Raw genomic sequence first — 16,340 nt, 5'->3', positions numbered from 1 at the left:
TCTGTATTAGGCTGTCATAGTGTTTAAACTGGTGTATAAAAAAGTCCGGGTAAGCCTCACAAACTCCCCGGACGGGTGGTCTCCATATTCACGTATTTTTCACTGGACTATTATTTTCTCCAGCACGACTTTGTTGCTTCCTGAAATCTTTAATGTATAAACACCTTTGGCCAACTTATTGACATTAATCGTTTCAGTATTGCTCAAGCCGTTTCTTATCATCATTAGTTTTCCGCTCATATCATAGATTTGAACCTGCGCCTTATCAATGCCGGAACTTTGAATAATAATATAGCCAGTTGATGGATTGGGGTATACTTTTAAATACTCCGGGTTATTTTCAGCCAAAAGCCCAATATTATTATTAGTAGTAGTATTAGTAATAGTTGTTGTTGCCCCTGTCCGGGAAGCGCAGGGTGATTCGAAAGCCCACTTGAAATTATCATTATTCAACCATTCCCATTGTACCACATCATCTCCATTATTCATACCGTTTCCTGTAACTGCAAGGCACTTATTTGAATGTCTTGCTACGATTTTATAAAACCCACTGCCCAGGTTAATAATCTGATACCGCTGATGGGATTGAGTAAAGTCATCCCACTGAACTATAGAAGCTCCATTAGCTATACTATAACTATTAACTGAGACATTCTTATTATTATAAGAGGGTTTAATGATGTAGCCTGAAGATGTAAACTGCACACTGAATTTCTGATTCCCCTGGCAAAGATTAGCCCACTGTTCAATGATGCCCCCATTATCTGATGACCAGCCTTCAACAGACATTACTTTACTACTGTGCTTCGCTTTGATGGTATAGGTTCCATTTGCTAAAGTAGAATCTAAGGCCACCGGTGTGAACTGCCATTTGAAGTTGTCATAATTCAGCCATTCCCATTGCACCACATCATCACCATTGTTCATTCCGTTTCCGGTAACGGCCAGGCATTTAGCGCTATGCCTTGCTACTATCTTATAATAACCACCCCCAACATCAATCATACTAAATCGCTGGTTTGTTTGTTCAAGATCAGTCCATTGATTTATTACAGCGCCATTGGCCAAGCTATTGCCATTAACAGTAACAGCTTTTGCATTGTAAGAAGGCAACAATTTATAACCGGCAGTTGTCCATTGCACGTTGAATACCTGGTTTGACTGACCCAATGGCGTCCATTGCTCAATGACTGCACCATTACTGTCAGAAGTTGCGGCAACAGACATATCCTTGTTACTGTGTTTGGCGGTGATTCTATAATTGCCGTTTGCAATGGGGATTGGATTTGTGGCTAATGTGACAGGGATTATAAAAGTAGTAACAGATCTTGCCGGTGCTGTATAGCTAAAGATATTATTGGCGATGCTGATATTCGAAAGCTGTGCGCAATCCTGCGTAGATGAAGTACGGTAAGCGGATGCGGATGCACCTGTAGAACCAAATAAATTCAAATCAACTTTATAGGATTTATTGCCGGAGGTATCTGCATTCACCAATACAACCACCAGTTCATTATTGGCCGGATTAAGCGCTGCAATTGTGCTTTCATTACTATAAATAACGGTATATCCCGGTTTTACATATTTTGAAAACTGTTTCCGGACATAATAGGATTTTACTTTGTTGTAGGTTTTATTGGTAGTGTCATATCTCCATAAACCCCAGTAGTCACCATAAAAGTCCATAGCCTGCCAATCGGCCCATACCACCGCTCTCATGTCTTTCAGATCGGCAATAATGCGGTTGGCCATAACCAAATAATTATCGATGCCGGTTTCGCTAATTATTGGACCGCTTTCGGTTTGCCATACTTCTTTTCCCTTGGCGGCTGCAGCACTATACAATTCTACACGTTTCGTACCGAAATAAGTATGCGTCGATATTTCGTTTAATTTGCTTAATACTGAATCGGGATACCCGTTCAATCCATTCAGCGCTTCATCAATACTATTGGCATCCATAGCAATGATCTTGCAATACGAAAGCATATTTTTTGTATTGAGCTTGTTATATACCGCATTGATCAGTTTTATTTGATTGGCTTGTGAAAAAGCACAGCCTTCCTGCCAATTTTTCGCCTTCCACCAGTTTGAAAACGGTTCATTCATTGGTTCTAACCTGCTGAAGGGAACTCCCTCCACATCTTTATAATGTTTTACTACTTCAGTGAGATAATCAGCAAACGCTACATAATCGCTGTCATTCAGGTTATCCGTGCCGTCTGTATTCCCTGCACTGCAACCGCTCTTCGTCATCCAGTAGGGCGGTGAATAGGAAGCCGCCTCGTAAATGGCGCCGCTTTTCAGGGAATACAATTTCTTTAAAAATTTCCGCTGATTGGCATCCGCCGACCAGTCATAGCTACCGGTACGGGTGGATTTGTATCCGGGCATATTGGCATCAAAACGCATGTGATTATGCCCCGAACTATCACCGCCAGCAATGTTAAACCGGAAATAGTTCATATTTAATTCGTTGCTGTCGGTAAGCAATGTACATACATCATTTACCACTGTATCGCCCCAGCCTCCCAATATATTGGCCCACCACGCCAGTGAAACGCCAAAGCCTTTCATGGTTTGACGTCTTGCGTTGGGATCAACAACCACAGCAGTTTGTGAAAAACTGAATACAGAAAATGAAAGGAATAACAAAGAGGTAAAAACCTTTTTCATACAGACAATTTTATCGTTAATTAAAAAAAAGAAAAATAAACCGGTGGAGATAGCTACTTAATTGAAAGCAATGACTCAAATCATCAATGTGGGAAAAGCTTCCTTCGAGTTATTTTTGTTTAGATATAAAACTAAGAAACGACTACCCCGAAGGAAATGGAATAACTTATGTAAATGATGGATTTTATTATGTGGTTGAAACTGGCAGTTTTAAGGTTTTCATCTTCAAAAAAATGGACCCTTAAAGAGTCCATTTGAAATGTTTGTACCAGGAAAAAATCTATTGAGAAATTAAGCAAAAACTTTCGGCAACATCCTTGTTGCATAGTTTGCACATCTGAATGAAGCTACTTTAAGAAAATAACATCCATCCCAATTAATTCATTACAACATTTTCACTCGTATCACACTCAACGAATACGGTGCCGCAGTAAGATGTATATTCTTTCTTTTCACATCAATTGTTGATTCTTTTGGTGATACATGTTGCGGATCATCAAATGAATTCATATTATCAGGATTGCCTTTCAAGACAGTTAATTTTCCTTGCGGCGCAAGTTTTTTTATAGCATTCAATACAATTGTATTTACCTGTCCTTTTGGCGACGCATTCACAACTTTAATGATTAATTCATTTGTCTTTTCATCAATCACTGCTGAAGCATAGAGACTGTCTTGCCCGGCTATAACCTGGTTGTTTGATGTGATGGAAACAACCTTGCTTCCTTTGTTCAACGAGAACAATTTCTGCACGTAGTAATTTGGCGTACTGTAAGATTGGAGGTTGTTTACCCAAATCAAATCCGGTGTCCACTGCCAGCCTTCGGCGTGTGCAAACAGCGGTGCATAGGAGGCCATGTTTACCACATCGGCATTACGTTCCAAACCGGTCATGAAAGCGGCTTCAGACAAAGCAGCCAACCAATTGTTCCTGTTGTTTACACTTACTGTTTTGTCGCTTTGCGCAGCATATTCACCTGCAAAAACTTTGGAGCCATTGCGTGGATAGTTGTCATAGCGATTGGCATTTTGCAAAAACCAGTCAGGGCGGCTGTAGTAATGTTCGTCAATAAGATCTGCATTCGCTTGCCGCAAAGCTGTATTCAGGAAGTCAAAGCGTTCCCCGTTGGGCTCAAATCCGGAACTGTTCACCAGTTTGATGTCGGGATATTTTGCTTTGATGGCTTTGGTGAAAACAGCTACACGTTCCAGGTATTGCGGACCCCAGTTTTCATTGCCAATGCCCATCATCTTCAGGTTAAATGGTGCCGGATGTCCAAGGTCTGCACGAACCTTTCCCCACTTCGTGTTTACATTGCCGTTAGCAAACTCAACAAGGTCCAATGCATCCTGTACGTAGGGATCTAACTGTTCCAACGGAACTACTTCAGCCGATTGAAACTGACATGCCATGCCGCAATTCAAAATGGGCAATGGCTCGGCGCCAATGTCTTCACACAATTGGAAATATTCAAAGAAACCAAGACCGTAGGTTTGAAAATAATCCGGTGTGGGACGATGTGCAAATATGAAGTTCCATAGATTGATAAGCGATTGTCTGTTTTCAACAGGGCCGATAGTTTTTTTCCATTGGTAACGTTGTGAGAGATCAAAGCCTTCTACAATGCAACCACCGGGAAAACGAATGAAGCCGGGTTTCATGTCGGCCAGCATTTGCACCATGTCGGCACGCAAACCACCGGGACGGCCTTTCCAGGTATCTGAAGGAAAGAGCGAAATCATGTCGAGATCAATCACACCATCGCCTTCAAACCACAGGTTCATTTTTCCTTTAAGCTCTGTTGCAGTTGCGTTGAAACTTACAGCTTGTTTGTTCCAGTTGTTGTCAGCCTTCTCCGGTACCAAAACTGTTTCACCAATAATCTGTCCTGTTGCATTCAGCAATTCGATGTGCAGTTTCACACCGTTTTTTTGCTGACGATACATTACCGAAAAATCGTAACGTAAAGCGTTCTTGATGCCTATGCCCCGGAATCCTTCATTTAACATACTCAAATTACCTTTCTGAGCATTGCGGGCAGTCACACGGATGTAACGTGGGTTGGTGCTGTTTTCTTCTTTACGATTCAGCACGAGAATATCGCCTTCTGCTTTTTGGTTTACTGTCCAACCCGTCATGGGTTTAAGGAACTCATGAATGGGTTGAAAGAATTCAAATGATCGGTTTTTTACCAGTTCCGCATAGATACCACCATCAGCACCCATGTTGATGTCTTCGAAAAACACACCCCACATGGTTGGCTGTACGGTTGCCTTTACTTCGTTCACCTTTACCACTATTTGCTTTGTTTGCGCATCTGCCTGCAGGCACAGCATGAAATGCAGCAAAGCAATTACAATCGATATTTTTTTCATGAAAAAAGGACTTGTCATTTAAAATAATTTCTTACCTGCTCTTCCGTAATAGTTGCTTCTGGAGTAAAATCTTTGCTGTTCATATACTTCAGTAAACTGTATCTTAATTGTTTTGCCTGTGGTCTTTTGTCCAGATCAGATAAAACATCGATACTGCAAACAATCATTTTACCTTTCCCCAGTTTTACTTCAAACAAATTGGTAAGACTTTGGTTGCGGACAAAATTGTCAATGACACGTACGATAATTGCTTTATCAGGAAGAGTACCGGCATTGAGTGTTTTGCTTTTGATTGTTAAATCCCACCATTGCCAGTTGCTATGAAAATCTGTAGGGAAATCTTTTAATGCCTTGTGATTTTGTTTGATCAACAAACCCATTGTACCCGGTTGGTCAGGAAAATGAACAGGACTCCAGAAAACCGGCACAAACTTTCCCGTAATACCTTTTAACGTATCGGGTGCCGGACACAGCAACACTTTACCTCCCTTTTCCAAAGTATTTAAAGCCTCGCTTAAAGAGGCTGTAACAATCACTTCACCACTTTCCTCTTTAAGTAAAGAAGGATACACCCAAATACTCCATTGATTTTGGTAAGAAGTTCCTTTAACGAATATTTCAATGGTTAATTTCTTTGCTGACGACACCTGTTTCAAATCAAATTTTAATTCTCCAACCGGCAGACAATTACCAATAACATACTCTTTTTTTCCAAAGGATCCCGTACGCAATACCGTTTTGTTTTCATCACGAATTTTCCAAACCACTTCTGCATCAAGCGGTTTATAAAAATTCGCCAGTTCAACTTCGGCTACAAATATTTCATTATTGGTATAAACAGTTTTAGGATAACGAATGAGCGGCGTAAGTTCGCTGTTGTATTGACGAAATTCTTTGGCTGTTATAAATCCTTTCGTTTTCCAAAACGCATTAAGCAATCCAACCAAAGCCGTTCCCTGGCCGGGAAAATCCTGTAGCTGCAAAAGATGAAATCCATCAAATCCTTTTGTCTTCAGCGCTCTTTCAATTTCTTCTTTGTATAAAAGTGAAGCAAACCTGCCGGATGCCTGAACAAAGGATGGCGACAAATGCAAAAGTCCTTTTTTGCGTAAGTCATTTCTAACTGCAATAAAATTCAATGGCAAAAGATTGCCGCTGTATTTTTCAATTTCTGTTAAGTCAGGATAAACACAATATTGCCCTATCTCATGTGAAATTAAAGGAACATTAATGCCTTCAATTGATGCGCTGAAATCTTTTGCGAATGAAGGTGATTCATCGTTAAAAACTCCCTGTCCTCTTACCCAGCCCTTCTTTGTCCATTGCGTTACATAAAAATCATCCTGCGGTTGTGGCGTTCCTGTAAGTTCTTTTTGAAAGGTAAAAGTAGTGGTACTGTATAAACGACGATTGTCCTGCTGTTTTAATTCAGCAACGAGGTGATTTAACTTTTCAAAATCTCCCTCCAACTCATTCCCCATACTCAAAAACAAAAATGAAGGATGATTTCCATATTCAGCAAGGAGACGAAATCCTTCTTTGCGCAGAAAACCAAATGTAGTTGTATCATTACCTACTTTCCAATTCCAGTGAGGCAATTCTACCTGCAGATAAAAACCCAACTCATCAGCCGCTGTAAATGCTGCCTCAGGAGGACACCAGCTATGAAACCGTAACAAATTTAGCCCATACTCCCTGGCTGTCTTAATAAGCGTCCGCCATTCCCCTAACTGCGTGGGCGTATATCCTTTCAGCGGGAAAATAATACATTCAAGATTGCCCCTGATAAAAATTCTGTTGTCATTTAAATACAAATCGCCATCTTTTGTTTTCAAATCCCGGATAGCAAATTTTGTTATAACCGTATCCGTACCGTAATCCGATTGCAGCGTTGTTACCAAATGATAAAGCTTGGGTGAAAACTCACTCCATAAGGTCACTTTGTCGCCGAATGAAATGTTACCGGTAATTTCTTTTTGCAGGATGTCGTTTTGAGAAAAAGCAGAAGACCATTTTCTGCCGGTTTGCGGGTCAATAACAAAGGATTGGAGTTTGATTGATTTACTTTTTACATCTTTCAGCCGGTAATGAATTTCCAGTTTTTTGTTTTGCAAATCCGGAAATACATTTACCTCATTGATTGACAATTTTGGTTCCGCCACCAGTGAAATATTTCCCAATATGCCATTCCATTTTATTTGTGTGTGATTGGTGTATGCATGCGCCATCGGACTACTTTCTACTGATGGATATTGGTAGGCATAAGCATTGATGTCCGGGTAAATATTGGAATTATCAATACAGATGGTGATCGTTTGCCGCTTGCCCGGAACAACATAATCAGTAATATCAAACTCATGCGGGACTATCAAACTTTCACCATTTTCATTCACTTGTTTATCATCAATCCAAACGGTTGATTTCCACAATACCCTTTCCAGCAGAAGTTTTATTTGTTTTGATTTCCATTTGGGAGAAACACTAAATGTCCTGCTATAAAAAGCTTTACCGACATACTGCACTTTCCTGGTCAAATGTGCCAACGTTGCAATATTTAAAGCAGGTTCAATTTTATTGGGATAACCAATACCGGCGTCGTCCAACGTACCTGGCAACTTCACGGTACGTTCCTTTTTGTCAAATGAATCGAGCCTTACCTTCCATTGACCATTTAATGATAGTTTTTGGGTCATGCCATTGTGATAGCTTAACAAAGCGACCATTGCAAGAAAAAAATATTTTAATGTGCCTGTTTTCATCTTTCACTTGTTGAGAAAATTCACGGTTTAATTTTCTGTTTAAAAAAATCTTTACTCGCTAACAATTCAAAAAGCCATTCATTTAAGCACTTCAGGAAATGCATCCGATTTGACTTTCTCATTTAACATGGTCTTGTGAACAATAGCACCTGGATGCGCCGGGTCCAGCCGAAGAGCTACGTCGAAATGATATTCCGATTTATCGTACAGCTCCAGTCCCAGCCACCCTAAGCCGAGCAGGTAATGACAATGAATCTGGTTGCGGACATCCAGGTCATCATCAAAAATCATCAGGTCGGGAAGCGACACGGCGAAATAATCAATCTTTACTTCCTTATTCATATTCGTTTCTCCAAACCTGACAAGGTTGTTGAATCGCTTAATGGCTTCCCCCATGTCGCCGAGCTTTAATAAAGCAAGACCCTGGTAGAAGATCTTATCAGGCTGCTGATCATTGTAATAAATAGCAGGTAAAGGATCGCTTAATCCGACTGATGCCTTTCGCCAATATTCCTGTGCAAGGTTCATTTCATTCAGTTGTTCATAAGCACAGCCCATCCAGTAATGAATATCATTTTCCTGGGCTCCATATAACTTTCCTTCGCCAAGGTTTTCAGGATATTTTTCTGCTGCCTGCAACAGTTCCAGTGCTTCCTTGAATTTATTTTCTCTTAAAGCATTTTTTGCAATCTCAACATGTATATGAATATGCTGCCCAGAAGTTTTTCCCTCTCCTCCTTCCCAGGGATGGAAGTTCCGGGTTTCTAACAATCGTTTCGCTTCGTGAAAGCGACCGGTAAGTGTATGCAGCAATACATATTCAATGTACAAATCATCTCTTTCAGCAATGAGCGGCTCGTATTTCTTCAAAAAAAACAAACGGTCCTCCGGTAGTTTGTGAAAACGCTTATACAACTGATCCAGTTCATATAGTATTCTAGAATCAGTGGTATCGCTGTCAAAAGCTTTTTCAAACAGTCGCAGCGCTTCTTCTTTTTTATCAAACTTATTATACCAGGCAATGCCCAGGTTTCTAAGCACGGTAGGAAACTGATCATTAATTTCTACTGATTGTTCCCAGCATTTTCTTGCGTCTTCGTATCTGCGTTTGGCATAGTAGAAATTGCCCAGATAATAAAGAGCTTTATAATCGCCGCTGTTTACTTCGATTGCTTTTTTCAACACCTCAATATCTTCCAGCCGGTTTGGAAAAACCCTGTCGGGTGAACAATGAAAACCTTTTTCAAACCAATGTTTTGCTTCCTCAACTTCTCGAATATGGTATTTAAAATAACCCAGGTAGTAAAAGGTAAGAGGATCGGTATTTGATTCAGCAATTAAATGCAATAGATCAAAAGCGTCAGCATACTGCCCGGCATTGGCATAGTCAATAGCTATTTCAATATAATTATGATTCCATTCCCGCATCAGTTGTTTCAACTCTGCCAACACTTCAACTGCTTTTTCTTTCTCCCCGTTTTCGGAAAAAACTTTGTACAGCTCATACCTGCTGCCGAAATTGAAGGCATCCAATTCGAGGGATCGCATTGCCGATCTTGCTGCTTTATCCAGTTTGCCAAGTTTGCGAAGAATAATTGTTTTCAGGTGTCTTGCTTTGGGACTGCGAAGATTTCTTGCCAGCGAATCTTTAATAAATGATGAAGCCTGATTCCAGTTTTCATTTCTTGCTTCAATAAAGGCGAGTTGGAGAAAAGCATTATCCTGGAGATATGCACTCCATGTACTTTTGTACAGGAGCGCATAGGCTTCTTCATATCTCCCTTGATGTTTTAATGCAAGTCCCAGGTTGTACAATGGTTCACTATCATAAGTATTAGGATTATGCTTGTTTAGTTTTTCAATAGCACTGCGGAAATATTTTTCGCTTCTTTGATATTCTCCTCTCCGTAGAAATAATAACCCGAGAGCATTATTATTTCTGATATCCGTCGGGTCTCTCAAGATGGCTTCTGCATAGTAATCTTCTGCACAATAAGTGCCATGCCGGTATTGCTCCAGGTGAAGACCTGCGAGATAAAGCTCCTCATTTGTTTTAAGAGCAGAAGGTTCCGGTATTGCCTTTGCCGGCTCCGGTATTTCAGTATTTTCTTTTACTACCGGCGAATAATTTATTAAAACCCGGCCCTCTTCATCTAATACTTCAACGCTGTAATCTTCAACGGAAGTAACTGGCTGCTGTAATGGAATTATTTCTTCATAAGTTATCTCCGGAGATAAAGACATTGCTTTTTCATGAATAACACTGCCTGATTTTTTCAGTAAAATTTTTACAACCCTCTCGCATGTAACATATACTTTAATATCAGCATTGTTTCCATTAATATCAAAATTCACCATCGCATCAACAGACGCATTTTTTACATAGCCGATGTTTTTATAGGGCATGAAATATTGACTAAACTCTCTCACTTCGTTTGGCATTATCCAACTGAAGTCCGGTTGGTTGTCGGTATAAACGCCGCACATTAATTCAAAGTAGGGGCCATCTTCATCTGTCAGTTGTCTGTCCCATGCTTTTCCAAATTCCCCGCAACCCCATGTCCACTGTTTTTTCCCGGGGCTGACATGATGATCGGCCACATGTATCATACCCGCTTTTTTCTGATGATGATAACCCCCGACAAAATTGAATTCACTATTCACCGCCATGTACGAAGTAGGCACCGGGATATTGGTATAGATGGAAATATCTGTACCCGGGGAATAATCTACTTTGTAATAAGTACCTGTTGCTATGGGGAAAGAACTCACATCTCTTTTCCCGTGATCATACACCGCATGTACATCCGGCGGAAATACGCTCTGGTAATGTTCATCCACCGCCACTGCCGGGTTGGCCCACCATAGGAAGGTTTGCGGAAATGGAGTGCGGTTATGCAATTTTGCATGCAGTTCAATATATGCTTTGCCCGGGTGAAGTGTAAAGCCCAGTGAACATTTGGTGCGGAACATAATTTCATATTCATTCACCCACACTGTTCTACTGCCATCAGCATGTTCTTCAATCATAAAATCAGTGGCATCAAAGGTAGAAGGCCGGTGATGTTGAGGCCAGTTGAATTCAATGCCGCCGCTGATCCAAGGGCCGGCCAGGCCAACCAATGCAGGTTTGATGACCTGGTTGTAATAAACAAAATGATAGTCATTTGTTTTGTCATAAGCCATCTGTATGCGGCCGCCCAGTTCGGGAAGGATCATTACTTTCAGGTATTCGTTTTCCAGAAACAGAGCCGTCCATTCTTTATCTTCCTTTTCATCATAAACTTTATCAATCACAGGGTGGGGATAGACAACGCCGCTGCTACCCTGGTATACTCTTTTCTCCAGGAACATGGGATTCTTATCAGGATCACCAATCTTATAAGTCGGAATTTTAACTAATTCCTGCCAGGCTTTTACTTCCATTACTTTCAATTTTTTTTTGCAATTGACACTAACCAGGTTTTATTTTTTGAAAACTTTCAAATATGTTTTGCTTTAGAGAAAAATTTTTATTCCCAGCATCTTCCCAAAAAGATTTAGTACAGCTTCCGAAAACAGGCAGCGGGTCTTTCACCGCTGCTGTTTCGGGATTGCCTAACTACTGCTTATTGCTTGCGAAACGACGTTTTAAATGTGTCCTCAACCTAAAATTTCTTCATTACCGCTTATTCATCGATGGCTCAAAAAGAAATGCCGATGCAATTAATGCGGCGAAAACACGGCCTCCAGTTCCTCCAGTGTTTTTCCTTTTGTCTCTTTCACTTTTCGCCATACAAATACAAAACCAATAATACATATTCCCGAATAGATATAAAAAGTATTACCCATGCCCATCCATTTTGCCAGCACGGGAAAAGTAAAAGTGAGTATGAAATAAGCTGCCCACAAACACAATACTGCAATGGAAATAGCAACTCCTCTTACTTTATTGGGAAAGATTTCTGAAATCAATACCCAGGTTACCGGCGCCAGCGAAACCGCATAAGTGCCGATAGCTGCCAGTAGAAAACCAGACACTGTGGATGATTGGGAAACTAAAAGTTGTGCGACGATTATATATAATATCGCAAGCCCGCCGGCGCCTATCAGCATTAATGGCTTTCTCCCCAGCTTGTCAACTAATCCCATTGCAAGCAATGTGAAAAACAGGTTCACACCGCCGATAAAAACAGTTTGCAGCAACTGGTCGTCTTTTGAAGCGCCGATGCTTTCAAAAATATTGGAGGTATAATTAAATACTACATTAATGCCGCAAAGCTGCTGGAAAACTGCAAGGCCGATTCCTATCAATACTGCAGGCAAAACAGCTTTTTCAAAAGCAGCCCGGTAGCTTACTTTTCCATTATCGTGTACCGATCCTTGAATGGCGCTGACAGAGCTTTTTACAAAAACAGGATTACCGATTCTTGATAATACATCGAAGGCTTTTTGGTCTTTCCCTGCTTTTATTAGCCACCGTGGACTTTCCGGCAACCATAATACACCAAGCACAAAGAGAGTGGAAGGAACAGCTCCCAAACCAAACATCCATCGCCAGGCATCAGTTCCACTATTGCGCAATGAATAGTTTACCAGGTTGGTGACCAATATCCCGATTACAATAGTAAGCTGATTGATGGCAACCATTCGGCCCCGATATGGCGCAGGTGAAACTTCAGCTATATACATCGGTGATAACATAGAAGCCATTCCTACTCCAACACCGGCGAAAAAACGGGCTGTAATAAAAAAACCAAGATTGGGCGATAAGGCCATCGCCAATGAAGAAATAGCAAAAATGAGTGCAGCCAACAAAAGTCCCGGACGCCGGCCATACCTATCTGCAACTTCACCAGCAACAATACATCCGAGTATTGCACCCAGTGCCAGGGAACCGGTAGCGAATCCTTCCCAGTATTCATTCAAACCAAATTGTTCCCGCAGGAAAGGCAGTGTGCCCGAAATGACTGCAAAATCAAAACCGAACAGGTAGCCTCCCAATGCGGATATAAACGAGACCGCCAGGATATACGAAGTATTAAAACGTTGTGGTTCTGTCTTCATGATGAGGAACAAATTTGATTTTATATAGTAAGTTCTGCAATAGCAATAGTTATGAAAATGATGGATAAAATTATGATCAGGTGTGTCACATATCTTTTCGCATCTTTTTTATCGAAAAAGTTTTCATCCGGTCATTATTGATTGCTGCCAGCAACAGCTTTTTTTTGCCTTCTGTTTGTATGAGCTTTAAATCTTTCACATCACCTTTTAATACCAATCCGCTAACTGATGGCTTAATAAAAGTAAATCCACCTTTGCCGTCACCCTGTAAGTAGCATCCATAGGAAGCATCATAGCGGCCATTCATTACTTCAGCCTGGAATTCGTTGCCCGCTAACAACAAATCCATTTTGCCATCATTATCGATATCCTCGCAGACTATGGCATTAACTGGCGCAAACTGTGCCTCCACGGGAAGCTGATGCTTTACAAATTTTCCATTTCCGGAGTTTTCAAACCAGCAAGAATGCAATTCATAACATTGTAATTGTAGAAAAGACTCACCTTCTTCTTTATTATGAAAAATATCATCCATCGTTGCTTTTGCAAAGTCTTTATGATAGAGATATTGCTTTTTTATGGCCGGCACCTGTTCAGCCAATTGACCCAGGGAAACAGAAGGATATAATGTGCTTTTTGATTCATCATCCTTAATATAATATCCCAATACCGGATCAATACTTCCGTTACCATCTATATCTTTTGCATAAAGCACCATCGGCTTTTGCGGCAAAACACGATACTTACAATTCATACCAAAATTGCCGGCAACAAAATCAGTATCGCCATCATTGTCAATATCAGCAGCCGCCAGGCTACGCCACATCCCGTTGGTATTAAATAACCCGGTCTCATTGGTTACTTCTTCAAAACTGCCGCTCCTGTTTTTGAAGAACCGGATTGGCATCCATTCTCCGACAACGATTAAATCCTTTTTCTTGTCATTGTCAAAATCTGTAGCAACGACAGCCGTAATCATACCTGCTCTTTGTAATTCGGGACATACAATATGGGTGACGTCACGAAAAATTCCTTTATTATTTTCAAGGATATAACTTTTAGGGGCTGATGGATATTGATTCGAAACCCTTCCTCCTATGAAAAGGTCCAAATCACCATCTCCATCAAAGTCAATATCGGTGGTTGCCTGGGCACTTGCATTTACTGAAGATGGAATAGCAGTTTCATTTAAGGTAAAATTTCCTTTTCCATCATTCATATATAATCGTGGGTGGTAAAATTTTGAACCTTCGTCAAATTCATTACTCCCGCCTGTAACAAACAAGTCAGGATATTTATCTCCATTGGCATCAAAAAAAACACTGCCCATGTCTTCCTCATACTTGTTGCCGGTAACTAAATCTTTATGCAGAAACTTACCTCCTGGTTGCTGTATAAATATTTTGCCTGATTGTTTGAAAGCCCCGCCGCTGAAAAAATCCATCAGCCCGTCCCCGTTTATATCTGCGACAGAAATAAATGGCCCTGATTGAGAATATTTTTGGGGTAATAACCTTTGAAAACGATAGTCATTAAAAAAAGTTTCCTGATGTTTAAATTCAAGCCCGTCACTACCGGATATCTCAGTAAACAAATGGTCAGCATTCAAAACCGCATTGTTTTTTTCTTCATTGCTACTATCACTGCTAATTGAAAGAAATTGATTTACAGGCACAGCTTTCCTCAAACTTATCTTACCATCCGGCCAGATTATTTTTATATCGGCAGTATTTGCTCCGCCCAATCCTGCAAAAATCCGCTTGTCCACGGTAGAAGCGTAACCCCTGGCAGGATTTTGTTCAAAAAACTGTATCGTATTGTTGGTGGTAATATAAAGTTTGGCGCCAAACGCATTCCTGTTAAGGCTGTCTCCCTTAAGTTCAATTGACAAATAATTGTGTAATGAATCGGGTTGTTGTTTTGTTTTTGAATTATTGATGAATAAAGAAGCAGGTTGATTGATATTATTCACAACCATATCCAGGTCGCCATCATTGTCCAGGTCCGCATAAGCAGCGCCATTTGAAATAGTCAACTCATCAATCCCTGAACTATCATTTTGATTGGTGAATGTGTAATCATGATTATTGCGGAATAAATAATTTTTTAAAGCAACCTGCCCCAGAGAATTTAATTCATTTTGGAGCTTTTTCTTTCTGCCGGCCACACCGGTAACAGGATCCACGGGTGTTTGCATCCGGTACAAAACAAAATCTGCATTAATTAAATCACGCCCTAAACCGTTCGTGATATGCATATCTTTCCATCCATCATTATCAAAATCAGCCATCAGCACACTCCAGCTCCAGTCGGTTTCACTAATGCCTGCCAACTGCCCTATTTCGCTAAATCGTGGCAATATGGTATCATCAATTTCCAGGTTCCCATTATTTAGCTGCAGCATATTACGCATAAACTCAGGTTCATAACCGGCCAATCGTTCCATCTCATATCGTTCGTAACTCAAAAATGAATACATTTCTTTCTTACGTTGATTGTATTCCGGCAACATATCGAGGCTGGTTATGTCGGGCAGGCCATCGTTATTTATATCGGCTGCGTCTACGCCCATACTACTATAACTCTGATGATTCAGGGAAGCTGCAATCACATTAGTAAAGGTTCCGTTCCTGTTGTTTACCCACAAAAAGTCATTGCTCAAATAATCATTGGCAACATAAATATCCGGCCACCCATCACTATTAAAATCGCTTACAACAACCCCCAGTCCATAACCGTCTTCCATTATTCCTGCCAGTGCGGAAATATTCCTGAAAACAGGATGCCCTGAATTTTTACTTACGCCATCATTGATATATAAATGATCGTTCAACATTGAATGGCCACTCAAATCCTTCTTTGTGATATTATTTGGATTAGGGCCCTGCAACAAATGATTTACCAGATACATATCCAAATCCCCATCTTTATCAAAATCCAGAAACACTGCCTGTGTTGAATACCCGGTATCGGCTAATCCATATTCAGCAGCCTTTTCAATAAACGTCATGTTTTTATTATTGATAAACAGTAAATTTTTCCTGGCATTTCCATCAACTGCGCCGGAAACACTTACATAGATATCCTGGTAACCATCGTTATTAATATCAACAACACTTACTCCTGTGCACCAGCTATTAGTTGAAATCCCCGCACTTGCTGTTATATCTTTAAAGTGATTGTCGCCTCCATTCAAATACAATCTGCAACTAACCTGGTTTCCCGAAAAAAAAATATCCTGTAAACCATCATTATTAATATCTATAATACCCACGCCTCCTCCCATGTAGGCATATTCATTATTAATGAGATTTACTGAATCGTCCTCTGTAATCTTATTATTAAAATCAACTCCTGATTCAGCAATAGTGGATTTTGAAAAAATAGTTCGTTTTACTTTTTCAGTATCGGCGCTGCTGCATGAAAACAACAGCAGTACAACAGTGCTCAACAAGAAGTAACGTGGCATAAAAAAATATTTTG

Annotated in this window: 6 protein-coding genes; all 6 read right to left on the bottom strand. The window is 40.5% G+C overall.

All coding sequences use genetic code 11. The annotated features are described in order from the left end of the window. Positions 1-99 precede the first annotated feature (99 nt). The gene (locus P2W73_RS05480) at positions 100-2,676 is read right to left on the bottom strand and encodes an RICIN domain-containing protein (protein ID WP_276500991.1); all 2,577 of its coding nucleotides are present in this window, start codon (positions 2,674-2,676) and stop codon (positions 100-102) included. A 384-nt stretch (positions 2,677-3,060) separates the two neighbouring features. Continuing rightward, entirely contained in the window at positions 3,061-5,052 is a 1,992-nt protein-coding gene (locus P2W73_RS05475) for an alpha-L-arabinofuranosidase family protein (RefSeq protein WP_276500990.1), read from the bottom strand. A 14-nt stretch (positions 5,053-5,066) separates the two neighbouring features. Beyond that, complete coding sequence (locus P2W73_RS05470; RefSeq protein WP_276500989.1) at positions 5,067-7,811, bottom strand: DUF8487 domain-containing protein; 2,745 nt, start codon at positions 7,809-7,811, stop codon at positions 5,067-5,069. Between the two features lie 78 nt (positions 7,812-7,889). Then, entirely contained in the window at positions 7,890-11,237 is a 3,348-nt protein-coding gene (locus P2W73_RS05465; protein ID WP_276500988.1) for a DUF5107 domain-containing protein, read from the bottom strand. Positions 11,238-11,516: 279 nt separating this feature from the next. Continuing rightward, positions 11,517-12,857 carry a sugar porter family MFS transporter gene (locus tag P2W73_RS05460; RefSeq protein WP_276500987.1) on the bottom strand — a complete coding sequence of 447 codons (1,341 nt, stop codon included), beginning with the start codon at positions 12,855-12,857 and terminating at the stop codon, positions 11,517-11,519. A gap of 85 nt (positions 12,858-12,942) precedes the next feature. Continuing rightward, positions 12,943-16,326: a VCBS repeat-containing protein gene (locus P2W73_RS05455; RefSeq protein ID WP_276500986.1), complete on the bottom strand. Its 3,384-nt coding sequence runs from the start codon at positions 16,324-16,326 to the stop codon at positions 12,943-12,945. Positions 16,327-16,340: the final 14 nt, after the last annotated feature.

Source organism: Terrimonas pollutisoli (genome assembly GCF_029360765.1).
Lineage (GTDB): Bacteria > Bacteroidota > Bacteroidia > Chitinophagales > Chitinophagaceae > Terrimonas_B > Terrimonas_B pollutisoli.
This window is presented reverse-complemented; position numbering and strand designations above follow the sequence as displayed.